Source organism: Pseudoalteromonas sp. SMS1, from assembly GCF_021530565.1.
Taxonomy (GTDB): Bacteria; Pseudomonadota; Gammaproteobacteria; order Enterobacterales; family Alteromonadaceae; genus Pseudoalteromonas.
Genome location: NZ_JAKGBI010000030.1, coordinates 26,650 through 47,889 on the forward strand (window position 1 = coordinate 26,650; position 21,240 = coordinate 47,889).

Genomic DNA, 21,240 nt, shown 5'->3' on the forward strand with positions numbered 1-21,240 from the left:
TTCAGTCCTTACAAAGCGGGAAACCAAGTGCTTCACGTGCCTCAAAATAAGCTTGAGCACATGCTTTAGACAGCGCGCGTACACGAAGTATGTAACGCTGACGCTCTGTAACAGAGATTGCATGACGCGCATCTAATAGATTGAAAGCATGTGACGCTTTCATCACTTGTTCATAGGCAGGGAGTGGTAAACCTGCTTCGATCAGCTTTTGGCTTTCCTTTTCACATTGGTCGAATTGCGTGAATAACGCATCAACATCAGCATGTTCAAAGTTGTATGTAGACTGTTCGATTTCATTTTGCATGAATACGTCACCATAAGTGACACGTCCCATAGGACCATCTGTCCAAACAAGATCATAGATACTGTCTACACCTTGTATATACATGGCTAGGCGCTCTAAACCATACGTGATCTCACCGGTAACGGGGGCGCATTCGATACCGCCCACTTGTTGGAAGTAAGTAAATTGAGTCACTTCCATACCATTTAGCCAGACTTCCCAACCAAGGCCCCAAGCCCCCAGAGTCGGAGACTCCCAGTTATCCTCTACAAAACGTACTTCATGAGTTAATGTATCAATACCTAACGCTTCCAATGAACCTAAATATAACTCTTGGATGTTGTCTGGAGATGGCTTTAACACTACTTGAAATTGATAGTAGTGCTGCAGTCGATTCGGGTTCTCACCATAGCGACCATCTGTTGGACGACGACAAGGTTGAACATACGCGCTCGACATTGGCTCAGGGCCAATTGATTTCAAGAAGGTCATCGGGTGGAACGTGCCCGCACCAACTTCCATATCCAGTGGTTGCGCAATTACACAGCCTTGCTGTGCCCAATAGTCCTGTAAAGCCAGGATCAACCCTTGGAAGGTTTTGATATCATATTTTTGCATAGTTGGCTTTTATATTTATTTGGTACATGGGACTCAAGTTAGCTGCACTATCTTGAGTTTCAATGATTGAAAATTATGCTCAGTATACCGTGTGCAGTGCACAGAATTAAGCATTTATAAGAAAAAAAGGAGGGTTTCCCCTCCTTTTTTATGCTGTTTCTATTCGCATAGATTACACATCTAGGTTAACAACCCTCAGTGCATTTTGCTCAATAAAGTCACGACGAGGCTCAACTTGATCCCCCATCAGAGTCGCAAACAATTGGTCAGCAGCAATTGCATCTTCAATTGTCACTCTTAGCATTCGACGAGCGTCAGGGTCCATCGTTGTTTCCCACAACTGATCTGGGTTCATCTCGCCTAGACCCTTATAACGTTGTGTATACAAGCCACGTTTTGATTCATTGATTAACCAATCAAGACCTTCAACAAAGCTGCTAATCGGCTGCGTTTTCTCGCCACGTTGAATGTAACCACCTTCCTCGACAATGTGCGCAATTTGCTTTCCAGTGTTAGCAATACGCGCGTAGTCTTTAGAAGTAATGAAGTCATAATTCAAGGTGTGTGCTTTATCAACACCATGCTGGCGAATATTCACAACTGGATAGTACATGTGACGCTCATCATCATAGCTAACTGATGCCGAGAATATTGTCGCATCATCGTCATGCTTAATTAGGTCAGCGACGAGTGTCTCACTCCATGCAGTCACTTTTGACTCATCAGTTAAATCAGCTTCAGCGAGCTCCGGTTGATACACTAAGCGATTCATAATTGTACCTGGGTACTTACGCTTTAAGCGACCTATTACATCAACTGTTTTTTGGTAGTCATGTACTAAATTTTCTAAGCGATTACCTTCAATGCCTGTTGCGCCTTCGTTTGAATAAAGAGATGCACCGTCGAGTGCAAGTGTCGTTAAGTATTCAGTCAACGCATGATCATCTTTGATATAACGCTCTTGTTTGCCTTTTTTAACTTTATAAAGTGGCGGCTGAGCAATATATACGTACCCACGCTCAATGATCTCTGGCATTTGGCGATAGAAGAAAGTTAATAACAGTGTACGAATGTGAGAACCATCGACGTCCGCATCGGTCATGATAATGATACTGTGATAGCGCAATTTTTCTGGATCGTACTCATCACGACCGATACCACAGCCTAGTGCAGTAATTAACGTCGCAACCTCTTGTGATGAAAGCATCTTATCAAAACGCGCTTTCTCAACATTCAAGATTTTACCTTTTAGCGGCAGGATAGCTTGGTTTTTACGGTTTCGGCCCTGCTTTGCAGAACCACCCGCCGAGTCACCCTCCACGATGTACAGTTCAGAAAGTGCTGGATCTTTTTCTTGGCAGTCAGCCAATTTGCCAGGCAAGCCAGCTAAATCCATAACACCTTTACGGCGCGTCATCTCTCTTGCTTTACGAGCTGCTTCACGGGCACGTGCTGCATCTACAATTTTATTAACGACCGTTTTCGCATCTTGAGGGTTTTCTAATAGGAACTCGTTAAGCTTTTCAGCCATCGCTTGTTCAACAGCCCCTTTGACTTCACTTGATACCAATTTGTCTTTTGTTTGAGAAGAAAACTTAGGGTCCGGTACCTTAACACTGACCACAGCAGTTAGACCTTCACGGGCATCATCACCCGTTGCGCTGGTTTTGTTCTTTTTATTGAACCCTTCTTTTTCCATATAGGTGTTTAACGTTCTTGTTAAAGCCGCACGGAAACCAGCTAAGTGTGTACCACCATCACGTTGAGGAATGTTATTGGTAAAGCAATAAATGTTTTCTTGGAAGCCATCATTCCATTGCATAGAGACTTCTACGCTGATGCCATCTTCACGCTCACTGGTAAAGTGAAACACATGCTGATGAACCGGTGTCTTTTTACGGTTTAAGTATTCAACAAACGCTTGAATACCACCTTCATATTTGAAGTGGTCATTCTTATTGTCTTCACGCTCATCGGAAAGAATGATACTTACGCCAGAGTTAAGAAATGAAAGCTCACGTAAGCGCTTAGCGAGAATGTCATAGTGGAAGTTTGTATCAGAAAAAGTTTCTGGACTTGGCCAGAACCGTAATTCTGTCCCCGTAGATTCTGCCTCACCAATGACAGCCAATGGCGCGTCAGGTACACCCATTGTGTACTTTTGTTGATGCACTTGGCCATCTCGGCGGATAGTTAATTGTAGTTTTTCAGAAAGTGCATTAACAACAGAAACACCTACGCCATGTAGGCCACCTGAAACTTTATATGAATTATCATCGAATTTACCACCAGCGTGCAGAACAGTCATAATAACTTCTGCCGCAGATACCCCTTCTTCTGGGTGAATTGAGGTAGGTATTCCTCGACCATTGTCTCTTACGGAGACCGAGCCGTCAGTATGAATCGTAACAAAAATATCGTCACAGTACCCGGCTAAGGCTTCATCGATGGAGTTATCAACTACTTCGAAGACCATGTGATGTAATCCAGTTCCATCATCAGTGTCGCCGATATACATTCCTGGACGCTTTCTTACTGCGTCCAATCCCTTCAGTACTTTAATACTGGATGAATCATAATTATCAGACATGGTAAATTCCAATTAATTTGTTATTAAACGACCATGTTCCACGTGGAACATCTCAATTTTTTTATCGAGAAGTTCCACAACAGGCGTTAAACTTTCTGAGCTGATTGCTGAAATAAACAGTTGAGAATCGCAGTTAGCCAATAATTTAGCAACGCATTCTAATGTTTCAGAGCTCAACTCAGATGGTAAATCGTCGATTAGCAATATTGATTGTTTATCAGTTTCTTGTTCAATCAGATTGTTCTGCGTAATTTTGAGCGCATACAAAAGCAGTTTTAATTGTCCTCTGGACATGATTCCTTCAACACTATGTCCATGGAGCCTAAAATTAAAATCCGCTTTGTGGGGACCCCGACTTGTGTAGCCAAGTTTTAGGTCTCGCTCTAGCTGTGATTGAAGTACTTCACTTAGTTCCCCTTTCCAGCCCGCATCATAGCGAGTTTCAAGGCCATCAAATATAGAGCTAATCCCCCCTATCTTATCAAAAAAATAGCCTTCAAACCTACTTATATAAGCTTTTCGATAGATATTTATTTGTTCAGCTAGGTCGATGAATTGCTTATCCCAAAACTTAATTTGTTCAACGCAGTTAGCGGGCTTGGTTCTTAGCAGTGCATTGCGCTGCTTTAGAACCTTATTGAAGTTTTTCCATACTTCGTAAAATAAATGTTCCACGTGGAACACTCCAAGATCGAGGAATTTTCTCCGCTCTTTTGGTCCACCAAAAAACAACTCATAGCTTTCAGGTGTAATGACCTGCACAGGCAGTATTTGAGCAAGTTCAGCTATTTTTCGACTTGCTTGTCCTTGGATCCTTAACTGTGTTTCACCGCATTGGCTTTTACTAATTCCGATTGGTATAGACAAGTTATGTAGTTGTTTTTTACCATGAACTACACACTTTTCTTGCTCGCTGCGAATCATCATTTTGTACTTATTTGTACGAAACGAGCGGCCATTAGACAAAAAATAAATTGCTTCCAGTAAGCTTGTTTTACCACTGCCATTTTGGCCAAGAATTAGATTGAGATCTTTGGAGGGAGAAAAAGAGAGTGCCTCAATATTGCGAAAATCATTGAGGCTAATATGTGTCAAACTCATTCAGAGCGCTACTTTTACTTATAAACGCATTGGCATTACGACATACATTGCGTCTTCTTCGTCAGCGCCCTCAATCAACGCACTGCTGTTTGAATCCGCCAACGTAAACTGAACATCTTCAGTTTTTATTGTATTAAGTACATCCAACAAATATGAAACGTTAAACCCAACTTCAAGGTCATCACCCTGATAATTCACTTCAACAGTCTCTTCAGCTTGCTCTTGTTCTGGGTTATTCGCACTGATCTTCAACACACCACTGCTGAGATTTAACCGCACCCCTCTGAACTTTTCATTGGATAAAATAGACACACGTTGAAAAGCGCTGCGTAACCACTCTCTATTTGCCGTTACAATTTTGTCCCCACCTCGAGGTAACACTCGACGATAATCAGGGAAACGGCCATCTACCAACTTACTGGTAAAGATAACTTCCTGATCTATGATGCGAAAATGATTAGCACCGAATTGTATAGTCAATTCTTCATCATCAGCTGGCAATAAACGCATAATCTCTAACACCCCTTTTCTGGGGATGATCAATTGACGCTGTGAACCTAATGATTGAGCGATCTGCTTTTGCGCAATCGCTAATCTATGGCCATCGGTCGCAACGGTTTTTATCTCATTACCTTCTACTTCAAATGACATACCATTTAAATAGTAGCGTACATCTTGGTTAGCCATAGAAAAGTGAGTCGCCTCAAGCAATTTGCGCAGCTCCATACGGGTAAGTTTAAATTCAACTTCCCCTTGCCACTCTTCTAAATTAGGAAAATCTTCAGCCGCGAGCGTAGTCAAAGAGAAACGACTTTTACCACTGGTCAACAACACTTGGTGCTCTTGTGTAGACAAGTTGATTTCCGAACTGTCAGGTAAACTCTTACAAATATCCAGCAACTTTTTCGCTGGTAAAGTTAGCTTGGCATCGGCGGTATCGTTTTGCAGAATGACCGAGGCAACTAACTCAATTTCTAAATCGGTGCCCGTCATTGCGAGCACACCATTTTTCACTTCTAGCAGTACATTAGATAATATAGGTAGTGTGTGTTTACGCTCAATCGCACCTGACACTTGCATTAACGGCTTTAAAAACTGTTCTCTTACTATCGTTATTTGCATCACTTAACCCTTAAGATGACAATGTTCTGATCAAGTTTTGATAATCTTCTTTTACTTCGTGACTTTCTTCACGAAGCTCTTTTACTTTACGGCACGCGTGCAATACCGTGGTGTGGTCACGGCCACCAAACGCATCACCGATTTCAGGTAAACTGTGATTCGTTAATTCTTTCGATAACGCCATTGCGACTTGCCTTGGACGAGCCACAGAGCGACTTCGGCGTTTTGACAATAAATCAGACACACGAATACGGTAATACTCAGCGACTGTACGTTGAATATTATCAATCGTGACTAACTTATCCTGCAATGCCAATAAATCGCGTAGAGCCTCTTTAACAAACTCAATGGAGATTGGTCGACCAGTGAAATTAGCATTGGCAATTACGCGGTTCAATGCCCCTTCTAATTCACGCACATTGGAGCGGAGTTTCTTCGCGATGAAAAATGCCACTTCATGTGGTAAATTGATGTTACTTTGCTGAGCCTTTTTCATCAAAATAGCCACACGCGTTTCAAGTTCAGGCGGCTCAATTGCGATCGTTAAACCCCAACCAAAACGAGATTTCAACCGGTCTTCAACACCCTCTATTTCTTTTGGGTACCTGTCCGACGTTAAAATAATTTGTTGGTTGCCTTCAAGCAATGCGTTAAATGTATGGAAAAATTCTTCTTGAGAACGCTCTTTATTTGCAAAGAATTGAATGTCATCAATCATTAATGCATCAACACTACGATAGTAACGCTTAAAATCTTCAATGGCATTATTTTGCAATGCTTTTACCATATCTTGCACGAAGCGCTCAGAGTGCATATAAACAATTTTAGCATCTGGCTTTTTGTCAATAATGCCATTTCCAACTGCATGCAATAAGTGCGTTTTACCTAAGCCCGTGCCACCGTATATAAATACAGGGTTAAACGCCGAGCCTGGGTTATCAGCTACTTGGGTAGCTGCCGCTTTTGCCAATTGGTTTGATTTACCCTCGACAAAATTATCAAAGGTGTAATTCTCTTTGATGTTTGACTTCACGCTGGATTTCGGAGCTGGCTCAACTTTGGTTTCACTAACTGGTGATTGTGCTGCACTTCTCGTCGCGACTTGAGGAGACTGTGCTGGTGCTTCTCCTGCATGTGTTTCGACTGAGACATGTGGCTGTGCTTGTGCCATCGGCTTGCTGCCCACGTCAAAACGCAATTCAGGCGCCTCATCACCACAAATCTCAATCAGTAATTCATTTATTCGATTTAAGTACTTTTCTCGAACCCAATCTAACACAAAACGATTTGGTGCATAGATGGTTAAAGTATCTTCGGTACTTTCTGCTTGTAGTGGTCTAACCCACATATTGAACTGCTGAGACGGCAGTTCATCTTGCAAAACATATAAACAACTTTGCCAAACCGACAGATACACATTGCGCTCCGAAATAGTTATTATTCCCGTACATCAATACATGTTGCGTTACTTTTTTATTTACAAAGTAACCAACAGAGTTATTCACAGCTAACTCAAAGATCGACGGAAAAGTTTGTATATTATCAATTATTCACAGGTGGAAGCCGAGTATTATGAAGTGATCTTATCCACAACATCAATATTGACTTTTTTAAAAAACAAGATCTCATCCACAAAAAAACTTAAACACATGTTTTATATGGATTTTTATTTTCACTTATTTACAAAGATCTTATCAAAAAAACGCCACGATCTCACCTAAAAAATGAGATCAATTTTAGTTTTCCAGAGGATGTTGCCAATTTTCACCCAAGCCTTGTGGAAAACCTACCCAAGATCAACACACTTGATCCACAAGCGAATGATCACGATCTGACTCGTGCGATCACCCCACATGATCCGACACATTGATCTACTTTATACACCACTCGCCACGTCCCCTTTTGAGTGTCTTACAAATCCCCTCTTATATAGCAGACATTTAATTTCACCCATTTAGGCTATAAAATAAGCTTATCGATACAAATATGATTGACTTTCACGCGTATCAGCTTTAATATCTCGCGCTCGCAATGGCACCTGTGCCAGGATCGCGACCTGCATAGGATGTTTTAACTTTAACCGATCGGATGGATTAGTTATGAAAAGAACTTTTCAACCAAGCGTACTTAAGCGCAAGCGTACTCACGGTTTCCGTGCTCGCATGGCTACTAAAAATGGCCGTAAAGTACTAGCACGTCGTCGTGCTAAAGGCCGTAAAGAACTATCTGCTTAATATAAGTGGAAGGTTTAGGCTTCAGCAGGGAGTTACGTCTGTTAACTCCCTCGCATTACTCCCGTATATTTCAAGAACCTGCTCGCGCAGCAACACCTGTATTTACTCTTCTGGCTAAACCCAATGATGTTGGTCATCCACGTCTCGGACTTACTGTTGCAAAAAAACGCTGTAAAAAAGCATGTCAACGTAACCGCATTAAGCGCCTTGCACGTGAAAGTTTTCGTCTGAATCGCCACAAACTTGATAACATCGATATTGTTTTGATGGTTAAAACCGGCGTAGACGAGCAAAGCAATGAAGAGCTTACAAAACAGCTTAATAAACTTTGGCGTAAAATCAACGAACGTTGTAAACCTGGCGCCCCCAAACCCAAGCCACATAAAAGGCGCCCTACGCATAACAAAGCGAAAAAATAACGCGACATTTGCGTGCCAATAATCGACCAATCATGGCTATTTTAAGCTAATTAATGTAAGGTTAGCTCACCTTTTAATCACTCTACTACGAGTCTATCTCGCAACTATGAAACACGCCTTGAAGACAAAGAGTGAGAGTAAACGACTTGTGGATTATCCGCTGTTGGTAATACGTAAATTGTTGATAAGCCTTATTCGAGGTTATCAAAAATTTATCAGTCCAATGCTTGGGCCTCATTGCCGATTCAACCCAACATGCTCAAGTTATGCAATTCAGGCAATTAATTTACACGGAATTGCAAAAGGGAGTTGGTTAGCGGTTAAACGCATATTAAAATGTCACCCTTTAAGCGCAGGTGGGGATGACCCCGTCCCTGAGAAATCGAATCAAGATAAACAACACGAGAAATAAGAGCTGTTATGGAATCGCAACGCACGTTTTTATTGATCGGATTGCTTTTGGTGTCGTTTTTGCTATTCAGTGAATGGCAAGACGAGCAAGCTCAAAGCAAGGCCGAGCCCAGTGCTGTCACGCAAGTGGCCACTTCACCTTCAAATACCGATCAAGCGGATATTCCGGCTTCAAGCGAAGCGGATGTACCGGTTGCACAAACTCAAGCTGTTCGCTCAGTTATTACCGTAACAACTGACGTACTAGCTGTAAAAATCGATACAAAAGGTGGTGACATTGTTGAAGCCAAGCTACTTCAACATGCAGAAACGCATGGTAGCGATATACCTTACCTACTTCTAGGTGAATTTGATGGCAAGCAGTACCTAGCGCAAAGTGGTTTGATTGGTCTGAATGGCCCAGATGCATCAAGTGCAGGTCGTCCGGTTTATCAGACAGAGCAAAGTGCTTACACATTGTCAGGTGATGAACTTCGTATACCATTAACCTATATCGACAACAAAGGCATACAGTTTACTAAAACGTATGTATTTAAAGCCGGTAAATATGATGTCTCCATGGAGTACGATGTCGTCAATGCCACTGAGAATCCTGTACAAGTTCAACTGTACACGCAAATCAAGCGTTCGGCACAAGACAAAGACAGTATGGTTGATCAAACATACTTAGGTACGGCATACGGTACTCAGGACGAGCCATATGAGAAGTACTCTTTTGATGATATGGCTAAGTCTAACCTAAACGAAAATACATTAGGCGGTTATGTGTCGTTTATCCAGCATTACTTTGTAAGTGCATGGGTACCACAGCAAGATGTCAACAATACCATCTACACGTCGCTTAGAAACGGCCAAGGTATCATTGGTGTTAAAAGTGAACCTGTGAATATCCAGGCTAATTCAGACGCCAAACTATCTGCAATTTACTACATGGGCCCCAAAGATCTGGATACGCTTAAAGCTATCCACGAAGATTTACACCTTACTGTAGACTACGGCTGGTTATTCTTTATTTCCCAACCACTATTAGTATTACTGAAGATGCTATATGGCGTGCTTGGCAACTGGGGTCTATCTATCATCGGTATTACCATTCTTGTTAAAACTTTGCTTTACCCACTGACAAAAGCACAGTACACATCCATGGCAAAAATGCGTGCATTACAGCCAAAGATGCAGCAACTGAAAGAACGTTATGGAGACGATCGTCAGAAGTTCGGTCAAGCAATGATGGAAATGTACCGCAAAGAGAAAGTAAACCCAATGGGGGGCTGCTTCCCTCTGTTGCTACAAATGCCAATCTTCCTTGCTCTGTTCTATGTATTCTTAGAGTCAACAGAGCTACGTCACGCTGAATTTGGACTGTGGTTAACAGATTTGTCTGCAATGGATCCGTACTATGTGCTGCCCATTTTATTTGGTGCAAGTATGTTCTTGACTCAAAAGCTTCAGCCGATGACTATCACCGATCCAATGCAGCAAAAGATGATGACATACATGCCTGTCGTGTTCTCTATTTTCTTTATCTGGTTCCCATCAGGTCTGGTTCTTTACTGGTTGGTGTCTAACCTGATCTCTATCGCACAGATGCTTATCATCTACCGAGGCATGGAGAAAAAAGGAATTAAAGTACGCGACTAAGTTTCTGATAAAATGATAAAAAAGCCCGCAGTTTTGCGGGCTTTTTTGTTTGTACGGTAGTTGTACATACAAGTAAACTTCCCGCCTCTAGATATTCATTACTTAGAGCCACTTACGTGAGCGCCCATTTATTGCCTTATATGATAGCCTGGCTAAACCAACACATGCCAACTCCTTAAACTAGGCGAAGTCCCTCAGCTAGCATTAGGTAAAATAGCCTCTGAAAAAACTTTCTTTTTATAACATGCACTTGATAAATTTTGATGCCGTTTTGATAGTGCTTTGATAGGTCTAATTCGCGATTTGAAGGAAGATCATAGCCACTGACATAACCAATCAATGAGCCTCTTAAATAATGGAAATTCTTTTATTAGATACATTAAATACCGCGGGTATAGGCTGGTGGCAAATACCAACGGTTTTTATCCTTGGTATTTTGACCAGCTTTACACCTTGCGTTTATCCAATTTTACCCGTCACCATTGCGACCTTTGCACAACGAAAACATACCCGTATTGGCCCTTTATTATATTGCACAGGGTTTTCACTCATCTATGCCGCTCTTGGCTTTATCGCCGCTTATAGTGGCAACCTTTTCGGTCAAGTTGCCACTCACCCTTGGGTATTGTTGCTATTTGCCAATGGCCTTCTTTACTTTGCGGCACTGAACAAAGGAATTGTCCCGATGCCATCAATGCCAATGCACCAGTTTAAAAACCCAAGCTCAGTTCCATTGGTAATGGGCATGGTCAGTGCGCTAGTTGCGGCTCCTTGTACGTCCCCCGTGCTGGGAGGCTTATTGATGTTTGTTGCCACCCATCAGCAACCAACGGTAGGAGCACTGTTGTTATTTAGCTTTGCCTTGGGCATGAGCACATTGCTTTTACTTGCAGGTACAAGTACTCGTGTTCTTATCAAACTCCCAAAATCCGGAAAATGGCTGTCATATACCAATACTCTAACCAGCCTCATTCTCATTGCAATGGCGCAATATTTTCTTATTCAGGCGGGTAAAAGCTGGCTTTAATACATCAACTAAGGATATTAAAATGAAAATACCTCTCCTTCTATTGTGCTTATTCAGTATCTCAATCCATGCCAAACAATATGCGCCGCTACAGACCCAAACACTAGATTCGAAGCGCATCTTTACACAAGGCAAAGTCACCTATTTAAAGTTTTGGGCAACTTGGTGTGCATACTGTGTGGAGGAAATGCCAAAACTACAACAGAGCCATGAGTACGCCCAAGGCGCGTACCAAGTTATATCCGTCAATATTGGCTTTAACCAAACTCTTGAAGGTGTAAAGCGCTACTTAGGCAAGCACAATTACAACTTCCCTACTGTTTTCGACAGTGATGGCACTATTACACGGCAATACGCTGTCCTTGGCACACCACAGCACATTTTAATTGATGCACAAGGTAAAGAGATCTATCGAAGTGGGCTATTTACTGACCAACTGGCACAAAAATTAGCACATTTACGAGGTCTTAAATAATGTATATACAACCATTAAAAATATTCGTTATTATGCTATTTATTATTGCGTATAAAATCCATGCACAAGTCCAAGAATATGTTTTTATTAACATTTGGGACGAGTATAGCCAAGCCACATCATTCCCAAAAGCACAAGGAGAACGCACTTATATACAGCCGGATATCAATATTGACCAGGCAAGCTTAGCGCAGTTCAAAAGTGCATACCCAGCGTTTGAAAATCTGATCATCGATATCAACAACCAGCTTATGTTTCAGTATCAAATCAGACAAACACCGAGTCGTGTAATCATTAAAGATGGTCATGTCCTACTCAAAGAGACGCTCTTGCATGCACCTCACATCACCACCCATACTGCGATAGATAAGAAAATGACCACCTTATCAGGTAAACCCTTGAGTAAACAGCAAATTCAAAAAGACTATCGAGTATTATTTTTTAGCGACAGTTTGTGCCCTTTTCAACATATCCCTGATTGCCAACACCGCATTGCACAAAACAACGAGTTAGCTCGTCACAAACCTGAGAGCATACTCACCATCATCAAACCCTTTTATGTAGATGAACAAAGTGCTCAAGATTATAAAAAGCGCTTTAATATCAATCATCATATTGTTTTCGATGCACAAAATCAGTTATTTACTCAGTTCGAAATAACCGACTTACCTTACTGGGTAGTACAAGATGGTAATGGCAAAGTCATTTATCGCGGCGCCCAAGTGCCGCAAAAGTACTATTTATCACTCTAAGATCCACTTACTCTGGCAGTAAACACTATAAGGCGCGTCAAGTAACTCAGCGATGAGCTTGGCGTCCCCTTGTGACTGATATTTAAATCGTTCAAGTTGATCAAGCAGTGCTTGGCTATTATTCAGTTTGCCCAGCATCTCCTGCGTTTTGACAAATAGCTGTTCATCATTGGTCAAATGCGCGGCAACCGACGAGTAAAATAACATTAAGTGTGCTTCTTTATCTCGATCTAAGTCCATTAACTTCAGCGCTTTGTCAGGCTCATTACGCAACAAATAAATATACATTTGCGTATACTTTGCATAGCTCATCGCATCACTCAACCCACCGGCCTCATATGCTTCTAATGCCGCATTAGTGAGCATTTGAGATTTGTCTATTTCTCCTTGCTTCAGCGCTACCCACCCTAACAACAAAGTCACATTGGCACGTACCGTGTCAGACGTCGTGTCTATAGATAGCAAAGACTCAAACAGCTGTTGTGCTCTTTTTAGCGCGGTGTGTCGATTCGTCGTTAAACCTATGTCCATATACGCCATGGCTTTTAGCAGACTCAGCTGCTCAAGCGCAGGTTTAAATGCCTGAACGAGCGCAACTTGCTCTAAGTAATAAAGGGCTTTTTCACCCTGATGAAGCTGAATATAGTAAAACCCTAAGTAAGTAAGCACTTGCATAGTAAGGTATTGTTCACCACTTTCCTTAGCAATTTCTAATGCTTCTAGTAGGCTAGACTCGCTTTCAGACACAGGCACGAGATAATTTTGTCCATAGGCAAATAAACTTCTGGCGAGCTCAATGCGTTGTGCTGATTGTCGGTAATACTGAATGGCACCTTCTAGTACTTTTTTGCTTTGCGATAAGTTCACAAGATTTTTTTGTTGCGGTCCAGCAGCTGGTGGATTGGCCAAATAAAACGATCGTTGTGCTTCACTATACGCGAATGAACGACTGCCAATGAGCGCATGCGCAGCACTCATTGCATGGGTATAATCTTGCCATTGTAAAGTATTCCAAGCGACATCAGCCATTAACTGATAAGTACTAGCCATTAGCTCTATATGCTGACTTTGTTCAGCCATCACCAATGCATTTTTCGCACTCAATCGTGCACGTTGAAATTCACCAAGTACTTTTTGGAATGTCCCCAAGTAAAGGTGATATCGAGCTCGTAGAGTGTAAGGCGCTGTTTGGAGATCTATACCATTGAAGTAATGCTTGGCAAGTTGTATGTTCCCTTGTCCCCAAGCAATACGGGCTAATTCAAGCCGAGATGGTAAATGATCAGGCGTTTGGGTTAACGCCGCTTCGAAGTAAGATTTTGCCAATATTGGCCCATGTTCATTTAACGCTTGAACCCCTCGGTAATAATCACTTAATCCATTGACCTTATTCAATTTAGTAACTGAGCGTGAAGTGTTTGTTGTCAGCGAGTCCAACAATTTATCAGCAATCTCAATAAAGTTATTATCAAGCTCCTCAACCAGTACCTGAGCATGCCGTCCTGCCATGCTTGCTTGTAATAAATAGCGCTGCTGCATGGGCTTTATTGATAGAACTAATTGCTGTGGCGGGACTTTTTCTGGTTTATTCAAATAATCAGGGGTCTGACTTTTGGGGATCAAATGAAAACTGGTCTTGAGACGCTCACGCAAAGTGCCTTCAAGGGCGTATCCCCACCAAGCATTGGCTTGTACGCCTGTATGGTTTTGCATTGGATGAATGAGTAATTGTGCTTTCTCTTGTAATTGAGCAGGTGGTATAGATACTGATTTATAGCTATAAACGCCCCCCAATAATGCTATTGCAACCAATCCAATCGCGGCTTTGACGCCCAACCTTCTTTTGTTATTAGAGTCAGCTTTTACGGCACAGATCCACACATAGCCCTGATGCGGCAGCGTTTTAATATAAATGGGGCTTTTGGCATTATCTTGCAGTGCATGACGCAACTCTGTGATGCTTTGATTAAGTGCAGCTTCTCGAAACTCACCATGTTGCCACAGTGCATTTAATAACTGCTCTCTTTTTACTAGTTGGTTGGGGTGAGTTAGAAAATAGTTGAGCAGCTGCGCAACTTTGGGCCGTAAACTGATCGCTGTCTGCCCACGATAAAGTGCTAAACGCTCTGGGTCGAATCGAAACTGACGGAATAACAACACGGCTTAGATTGTCCTTATCTTTACATCTCGAGTAATTATCACTATTCGTTGGGCTCCACTATACCTGAGAAAAGCCAATTGCTGTACAATTAAGGCCAGAACACTGTCATTCAGCATGAGTCAATATGATTGCACAAGATACCATAGCAGCTCAGGCCACCGCTCCAGGTCGCGGTGGTGTGGGGATCATCCGTATATCGGGTGCCAAAGCGCAACTCGTTGCCGATAAAATTCTCGGTAAGTCTCCCAAAACACGGTATGCCGAGTACCTGCCATTTAATACCTTAGCTGGTGAGCAACTCGATCAAGGCATCGCCCTATTCTTCCAAGGTCCAAACTCATTCACAGGTGAAGATGTACTAGAGTTACAAGGCCATGGCGGCCCAGTTGTGATTGATATGCTGCTTAAAGAAATCAGTCAAATTGAAGGCGTCCGACTCGCCAAGCCCGGCGAGTTTTCAGAACGTGCATTCATGAACGATAAGCTAGATTTAACGCAAGCTGAAGCAATTGCCGATCTGATCAACGCAACTAGCGAACAAGCAGCTAAGAGCGCCCTTCACTCCTTACAAGGAGATTTCTCTAAGCATATCAATGTGCTGGTGGAGCAAGTCATCCACTTACGTATGTATGTTGAGGCCGCGATCGATTTTCCCGATGAGGAAATCGACTTTCTCTCAGATGGTAAAGTCGCCGGTGACTTACAAGCCATCATCGCCCAATTGGCAGAAGTAAGACAACAAGCGAAACAAGGCAGCATCATGCGTGAAGGGATGCGTGTTGTCATTGCGGGACGTCCGAATGCAGGTAAGTCTTCTTTATTAAATGCGCTGGCTGGTCGTGAAGCTGCCATCGTAACTGACATCGCAGGCACCACGCGAGACGTACTACGTGAACACATCCACATCGATGGTATGCCACTACACATCATTGACACCGCAGGATTACGCGAAAGCCCTGATAAAGTTGAACAAATCGGTATCGAGCGTGCATGGGAAGAAATAAGCGGTGCCGATCACGTATTATTCATGGTCGATGGTACCCAAACACTTGAAACGGATCCACTGAAGATCTGGCCAGAGTTTATGGAAAAATTACCCTCAGGTATGGAGATCACCGTGATCCGCAATAAAATCGACCTGTGCAATGAACAGCAAGGCCTGTGCAAACAGGGCAACTATCCAGTACTGCGACTTAGTGCACAAACCAATACTGGCGTTGATACGCTGCGCGAGCATCTGAAAGCATGCATTGGATTTACCGGTGCGAACGAAGGCGGCTTTATGGCCCGTCGCAGACACTTAGATGCACTTGAACATGCTGCAACACATTTGGAAATCGGTCAAACACAGCTAGAAATGCATGTAGCAGGTGAAATTTTAGCGGAAGAACTACGTTTGACACAGCAGTATCTCAATGAGATTACGGGCGAATTTACGTCTGATGATCTGCTCGGAAAGATCTTTAGTTCATTCTGTATCGGTAAGTGATGTACTTCCTTGACAAGCAAACCAACAGTGCCATTGGTTGGTTTGCTTGTTTGTACTCTATTTATTGAGCATCTAACTCGCTGCAAGCTCACCCATTATATGCTGAATGCTACCATCTTTTTTCATACCTTCCAGCATACCAAGTAACTCAGGCCTTACTCTGCCAATGCTACCTGCAATTTGCATTTCTTTTTCTTCTGCTGGAATAGGCGCTTGCATAGTCTGCATCAACGTCGACATAAAATCAGCATCCCACCAATAATTTACCGAAACAGACAATGTCTCTGTTTGCACTGCATGAGCCCAACCAAAAGGAATATACAGTGCCTGACCAGCTTCAAGATAATGTTCATACACTGGCAAGTTCTCCAGCACTTTCTCAGCATCACCACGGCAATTTGAATGATCAATTGTACTTTGGCGGTTGTGTAACCCGCCCATCGGGTTGAGGCTTAAACGTTCATAATTGCTCGGCGACCATACTAAAACTTTCTTTCTTCCCATTAACTGAAGCAATAAGTTATCCCCCATATCGTAGTGAATTGGAGTTATGTTCCCAGGACTACTGAGCCAAAAGTTCTTTGAGCTTACATTGCCACCTGGTATATAGCGAGTAATATCAATGGCATCTGGAAGGTAAGTTAACAAATTTTCATGACCTTGATAAATATAATATTTTTCATCCTTATTATGAAAGTAACTTCCGAACTCCCCCTTCATTCGCTGCATACACTCTTTCAGAGTCATGGATTTCCAAGAATGATTATTTTGGCCCTCAGGCATTGTCCCACCAGGAAAGGTTCCATCAGCAGAAACATATACCTCGACGTTCTCCTGCCCCATTTTACCGTCGTGTAAAGTAGAAAGCAGATTGTCACATTCTTTGCTTACCGTCGGATTTTCAAAAATAAAAGGTTTGAATTCTTGCTGCTCAAACACATCTACTGACATTTCAGTTACAACAGAAAGCGCTTGTCTAGGTGCAGCCCAATCATAGAAACAATTCAATTTATTCATATAAATTACATCCTTTACGTGACGGCAAAGCAAATATTCGCTTTGCTCATCCATTAACAATTTTCTTAGTTTATAGTTAGTTTACTTTGCCCGATTGAAGTTGGGCTTTACTTGGCTTCAACTTGAAAAACAAAAACAGTATTGCTATCCAAGTATTACGGCGTAGGGAACTGGCTGTCGGTAATCCCTTAATAATCTTGATCGCTTCTTTTCTATTCTCTCCAGGGCCATTGAGACGATAAAAGTTAGAGAGGTGACATCCAAATATCATTTTGTAGGTCAGCCGTGGCGCAAATAAGACATTCACTTTGGGTCTACACCCTATCAGGTTTGATAGTGACTTCATGTAGTCGTGGTAATCAACCAAACTAGTTAAAGCGGGACTATCTTTAAAGTGCTTGCTTTCTATGTCTTTATCTTTATTAATTTCCACATGCAAAGCCTGACCTTGTGGCAATGTTCTTTCACCAGAAAGTAACTGTGCCAAATAGCGAGCTTGCATTTCAGAAATAGAAGGAACTCCCCCTTGAGAAGGGCGAGCCCATCCGATAAAGGCTAAGCTCTCACCTATTTCTGGGTGAAACATGTGTTTATATAGATCTCGGAAATCGCTGGGCTGCACAATAGAATCGATAATAGAAAATTCTTGTCGATATCCTGTATTAAAGATTATCACATCAGCTTTGATACTTGTGCCGTCCACAAGCTCAACAGCGTCCTTTGTAATATTTTTGATTTCGGACTTAATCGCTTTTAAATGCCCGTTTGCTATATCATCAAGAAAAACATCATTTTTAGTCAAAAACCGATTCATAAAACCAGGGCTATCAAGCTGCCATTGATATTGTATCTTCTCTTTTTTAGACAACTTGCGTTTTGTTAAAAGCAAAGATTTAGCTTTCAAGCGCATAAATGCATTCATTCCTTTACGGCCCAAAGCACTAAACGCCAGAGAAGTATAGGCATCGTTGGTTTCGTCATTTATCCAACGAGCAACTATTGATGGTTTTGAGCGCATCAATACAGAGCAATCATCAGCAACATTTGCAATATCATGGATTATGTCAGCGCTAGATTCCCCTGCACCGACACATACAACACGCTTACCTGCAAATCTGCTAGGCTCAGTATAATCAGCAGTATGTAATATTTCCCCTTGAAAGTCGGCTGCTCCCAACACTTCAGGCATATAAGGGACCCGGTTAGTGCCTGTACAAATTACGACAGCATCAAACTGCAAAGACTTGACTTTTCCGAGCTCTGTTTGCACTTCTACATTGTAACTATTTTCAATTTTCTCAATGTTTTGCACCATAGTGTTGAGTAAAATACTTTCAGAAAGCATAAAGTGTTCAACATAACGATCTAGATAGGAAAGGTACTCGGTCGCAGACCAATAACGTCTTTTCTCCTTTACATCAATAGGAAAGCCAGAATATGCCATGAAGAAATTCGACACAGTCAAAAGCAAAGAATCATATACCTTACTTGACTTAGCATCTGAGGAAAAACTCCCCCCAACAGATGAAGAGGCTTCGAAGCAAGTTACTTGGTGTCCCTTTTCTTTCAATTCTTTTACTGTACATAAGCCTGATAAGCCAGCCCCAACAACGCATACTTTTTTACTTACCATTAGTTTTACTTCCTTCTAATTCAGTAATTTAATTTAGATCACTTGATGACTAAGCCATCAAGGTTAAACCCTCTAGAACTTTGCCGATGGCAAGTTTGAGAACGTCACCTTCCAATAATTCTTCATGGCAAGCAGACACTCTAGTAAAGCTGACATCACCTTGTACTCGTTCGCGCCAAGATGCTTCATATCTTTCTTTTTCAGGTTTATTTTTTGAAACGATAATATCGGTTCGAGCAACTCCATCTAACTTAACGACAGGCCTTTCAGCGCTAAAATAATCTGTCCCAGCTTGTAGAATCAGCTTGTTAAACTTGAAGCTCTCAAAAATATCCTTCCCTGCGCTCTGTAAGTATTCAGCACACATATCAATTGCGATTTGCTCTGATCCACTTTCTTCAATCTGTACTTTCACTTGTTCCAACTCTCGTTCTGATAAGCAATCGTAGGATAATTGCTCAAAAAAGTAGAACAGAGATTGGTTGCGCGTTAATTTCGTACCATCAAAAGGAACTTCCGAATCCAAATTCATGTAATATTCAACAACATCTCCTTGCTGTTGTATTAGGTGGATCAGGTAGAATGCTATTAACCCACCTGCTGACCATCCCATAATTCGATAAGGCCCTTTGGGCTGAACCGCCCGAATATCATTCAAATATAATTGAGCCAGCTCTAACATTGAGTTGAACCTAAATTCCTCACCAGCAATACAAGGAGATTGAATACCGTACACCGTTGCATGCTTTCTCAAAGCATGGGCAAATTCTTTATACGGGTCTACATGTCCTAATATCGGATGAATTGCGAATACTTTTGCCGCGGCCTGACTGTCGTTCAAGTTTACAATCGTGGAAGTATGCGCCTTCTTTGCATTCCTTTTTTCATCAATAGATCTTGCGATTTGTTGAATATTTTTTCCTTGATATAGATCCTGTATCTCTAAACTAGGAAGGTTGTTTTCTACCAACCTCTTAACTAGTGGTAATATCAACAGCGAATGACCACCCAGATCGAAAAAGTTGTCCGTAATTCCTAGCTGTTCGACTCCCAATACGTCTTTCCATATATTGCACAATGACTTTTCTGTCTCTGTTGTCGGCTCAACTCGAGAATTTTTTTGAAACGCCTGACTAGGCGCTGGTAGCGCAGCCCGATCAATTTTACCATTGGGAGTCAAAGGTAAATGCGGAAGTACAATGAAAGCTGCTGGTACCATGTGAGAAGGAACATCCCGAGCGAGACGATCCCTAATAGTGTCCACGAAGCTTCGTAATTTGTCCTCATCTGCATTTATTTGAACCGCGTCGGTGTGAGTAACATAAGCGGCTAAATACTGAGCTCCTCCTTCCAAGTTAGAAGCAACAACCGTTACATTTTCGATATCACTGTATGAAAGAAGCTGCTGCTCAATTTCACCAAGCTCAATCCGGAACCCTCGAATTTTAACTTGATAATCAATACGTCCTATGTATTTTAGATTCCCATTAGGTAAATAGCGTACGATATCACCTGTCTTATAAAGACGCTCAAAGCTATTGGTGTCATGACTGTTGTAATAAGGGTTATCTATGAACTTATCCGCGGTTAATTCAGGGTCATTCAAATACCCTCTGGCAACCCCTGCACCACTAATATATAGCTCTCCAGAGGTGCCGAAAGGAGCCAGTGACCTGTCGTTGAGTACGTAGCATTGTGTATTCGCTATCGGTTTTCCAATACTCATGTCTCCGCCATATGTACGTGTAACGAAGGTTGAATAGGTTGTATCTTCAGATGGTCCATATAAGTCATTTACTGTTATGAAACCCGCATCATATAACTTATCTACGAGATTCTGTTTTAAAGGTTCTCCTGCTAAATTGATCACCATATTGTCAAAACACAATCCTGTTACGTTAAGTAGTGACTCAGCAGCCGACGGTACGGTATTTATTAGGGTCAAACATTGGGAGTGCTCCAAATTAGGTAACTCCAGAATATTCTGAACAATTACCACTTCTCCACCTACCGACAACGGAGCAAAGCACTCAAATACAGAGAGGTCGAAACAAATTGACGTGGATGCGAGGACGCACTTAAGTTCATCTGGCCCAAAGCACTGCTGTGCCCAACTCAAAAGAGCAATGGTATTACAGTGTTCTATCATCACCCCTTTTGGCTTGCCGGTTGACCCAGAAGTGTAAATCACATACGCAAGAGAAGTGGATTGTAGCCCTGCAACCTTGCGGTTCTCTGTCTCACATTGCTGTAGCTGCGCAACAACC

At 42.1% G+C, this 21,240-nt stretch carries 17 protein-coding genes; 8 read left to right on the forward strand and 9 right to left on the reverse strand.

Annotated elements, in window-relative coordinates:
- Position 1: 1 nt before the first annotated feature.
- The 5 genes from glyQ to dnaA all read right to left on the reverse strand — a co-directional run bounded on the left by glyQ (position 2) and on the right by dnaA (position 7,131).
- A complete protein-coding gene (gene glyQ, locus L1286_RS22520; RefSeq protein WP_235409292.1) occupies positions 2–901 on the reverse strand; it encodes a glycine--tRNA ligase subunit alpha in 900 nt (299 codons plus the stop codon).
- 172 nt (positions 902–1,073) lie between these two features.
- A complete protein-coding gene (gene gyrB / locus L1286_RS22525; RefSeq protein ID WP_235409293.1) occupies positions 1,074–3,491 on the reverse strand; it encodes a DNA topoisomerase (ATP-hydrolyzing) subunit B in 2,418 nt (805 codons plus the stop codon).
- A 12-nt stretch (positions 3,492–3,503) separates the two neighbouring features.
- On the reverse strand, positions 3,504–4,592 hold the full coding sequence (gene recF / locus L1286_RS22530; protein WP_235409294.1) for a DNA replication/repair protein RecF: 1,089 nt from the start codon (positions 4,590–4,592) through the stop codon (positions 3,504–3,506).
- Between the two features lie 18 nt (positions 4,593–4,610).
- Positions 4,611–5,714 (reverse strand): DNA polymerase III subunit beta, encoded by a 1,104-nt coding sequence (dnaN, locus tag L1286_RS22535; protein WP_235409295.1) that lies wholly within the window; start codon positions 5,712–5,714, stop codon positions 4,611–4,613.
- A 10-nt stretch (positions 5,715–5,724) separates the two neighbouring features.
- The gene (gene dnaA / locus L1286_RS22540; protein ID WP_235409296.1) at positions 5,725–7,131 is read right to left on the reverse strand and encodes a chromosomal replication initiator protein DnaA; all 1,407 of its coding nucleotides are present in this window, start codon (positions 7,129–7,131) and stop codon (positions 5,725–5,727) included.
- 682 nt (positions 7,132–7,813) lie between these two features.
- On the opposite strand from dnaA, the gene rpmH reads away from it, so the two are divergent.
- From rpmH to L1286_RS22575, 7 genes are all read left to right on the forward strand, one after another.
- Entirely contained in the window at positions 7,814–7,948 is a 135-nt protein-coding gene (gene rpmH, locus L1286_RS22545; RefSeq protein ID WP_005492430.1) for a 50S ribosomal protein L34, read from the forward strand.
- A 5-nt stretch (positions 7,949–7,953) separates the two neighbouring features.
- Positions 7,954–8,367 (forward strand): ribonuclease P protein component, encoded by a 414-nt coding sequence (gene rnpA, locus L1286_RS22550; RefSeq protein WP_235409297.1) that lies wholly within the window; start codon positions 7,954–7,956, stop codon positions 8,365–8,367.
- Positions 8,368–8,515: 148 nt separating this feature from the next.
- On the forward strand, positions 8,516–8,779 hold the full coding sequence (gene yidD, locus L1286_RS22555; RefSeq protein ID WP_235409308.1) for a membrane protein insertion efficiency factor YidD: 264 nt from the start codon (positions 8,516–8,518) through the stop codon (positions 8,777–8,779).
- A gap of 8 nt (positions 8,780–8,787) precedes the next feature.
- Positions 8,788–10,419 (forward strand): membrane protein insertase YidC, encoded by a 1,632-nt coding sequence (gene yidC / locus L1286_RS22560; protein ID WP_235409298.1) that lies wholly within the window; start codon positions 8,788–8,790, stop codon positions 10,417–10,419.
- Between the two features lie 355 nt (positions 10,420–10,774).
- Positions 10,775–11,446, forward strand: coding sequence for a cytochrome c biogenesis protein CcdA (locus L1286_RS22565; protein ID WP_235409299.1), 672 nt, complete (start codon positions 10,775–10,777; stop codon positions 11,444–11,446).
- A 22-nt stretch (positions 11,447–11,468) separates the two neighbouring features.
- Entirely contained in the window at positions 11,469–11,921 is a 453-nt protein-coding gene (locus tag L1286_RS22570) for a TlpA disulfide reductase family protein (protein ID WP_235409300.1), read from the forward strand.
- The gene (locus L1286_RS22575; RefSeq protein ID WP_235409301.1) at positions 11,921–12,673 is read left to right on the forward strand and encodes a TlpA family protein disulfide reductase; all 753 of its coding nucleotides are present in this window, start codon (positions 11,921–11,923) and stop codon (positions 12,671–12,673) included. The genes L1286_RS22570 and L1286_RS22575 overlap by 1 nt, the downstream gene beginning before the upstream one ends.
- On the opposite strand, the gene L1286_RS22580 is transcribed toward L1286_RS22575, so the two are convergent.
- On the reverse strand, positions 12,665–14,833 hold the full coding sequence (locus tag L1286_RS22580; protein ID WP_235409302.1) for a winged helix-turn-helix domain-containing protein: 2,169 nt from the start codon (positions 14,831–14,833) through the stop codon (positions 12,665–12,667). The genes L1286_RS22575 and L1286_RS22580 overlap by 9 nt on opposite strands.
- Positions 14,834–14,958: 125 nt before the next feature.
- Here L1286_RS22580 and mnmE point away from each other — a divergent pair, with 125 nt between their 5' ends.
- Positions 14,959–16,323: a tRNA uridine-5-carboxymethylaminomethyl(34) synthesis GTPase MnmE gene (mnmE, locus tag L1286_RS22585; RefSeq protein WP_235409303.1), complete on the forward strand. Its 1,365-nt coding sequence runs from the start codon at positions 14,959–14,961 to the stop codon at positions 16,321–16,323.
- 72 nt (positions 16,324–16,395) lie between these two features.
- Here mnmE and L1286_RS22590 read toward each other — a convergent pair whose 3' ends face one another.
- The 3 genes from L1286_RS22590 to L1286_RS22600 all read right to left on the reverse strand — a co-directional run.
- Entirely contained in the window at positions 16,396–17,394 is a 999-nt protein-coding gene (locus L1286_RS22590) for a cupin-like domain-containing protein (RefSeq protein ID WP_235409304.1), read from the reverse strand.
- A gap of 22 nt (positions 17,395–17,416) precedes the next feature.
- The gene (locus L1286_RS22595) at positions 17,417–18,973 is read right to left on the reverse strand and encodes a flavin-containing monooxygenase (protein ID WP_235409305.1); all 1,557 of its coding nucleotides are present in this window, start codon (positions 18,971–18,973) and stop codon (positions 17,417–17,419) included.
- Between the two features lie 49 nt (positions 18,974–19,022).
- On the reverse strand, positions 19,023–21,240 hold a 2,218-nt coding region (locus tag L1286_RS22600; protein WP_235409306.1), incomplete at its 5' end, for a non-ribosomal peptide synthetase.

Coding starts and splice junctions, on each gene's coding strand:
- glyQ (WP_235409292.1), bottom strand. CDS start 901: ATGCAAAAATATGATATCAAAACCTTCCAAGGGTTGATCCTGGCTTTA.
- gyrB (WP_235409293.1), bottom strand. CDS start 3,491: ATGTCTGATAATTATGATTCATCCAGTATTAAAGTACTGAAGGGATTG.
- recF (WP_235409294.1), bottom strand. CDS start 4,592: ATGAGTTTGACACATATTAGCCTCAATGATTTTCGCAATATTGAGGCA.
- dnaN (WP_235409295.1), bottom strand. CDS start 5,714: ATGCAAATAACGATAGTAAGAGAACAGTTTTTAAAGCCGTTAATGCAA.
- rpmH (WP_005492430.1), top strand. CDS start 7,814: ATGAAAAGAACTTTTCAACCAAGCGTACTTAAGCGCAAGCGTACTCAC.
- yidC (WP_235409298.1), top strand. CDS start 8,788: ATGGAATCGCAACGCACGTTTTTATTGATCGGATTGCTTTTGGTGTCG.
- L1286_RS22565 (WP_235409299.1), top strand. CDS start 10,775: ATGGAAATTCTTTTATTAGATACATTAAATACCGCGGGTATAGGCTGG.
- L1286_RS22570 (WP_235409300.1), top strand. CDS start 11,469: ATGAAAATACCTCTCCTTCTATTGTGCTTATTCAGTATCTCAATCCAT.
- L1286_RS22575 (WP_235409301.1), top strand. CDS start 11,921: ATGTATATACAACCATTAAAAATATTCGTTATTATGCTATTTATTATT.
- mnmE (WP_235409303.1), top strand. CDS start 14,959: ATGATTGCACAAGATACCATAGCAGCTCAGGCCACCGCTCCAGGTCGC.
- L1286_RS22590 (WP_235409304.1), bottom strand. CDS start 17,394: ATGGATGAGCAAAGCGAATATTTGCTTTGCCGTCACGTAAAGGATGTA.
- L1286_RS22595 (WP_235409305.1), bottom strand. CDS start 18,973: ATGGTAAGTAAAAAAGTATGCGTTGTTGGGGCTGGCTTATCAGGCTTA.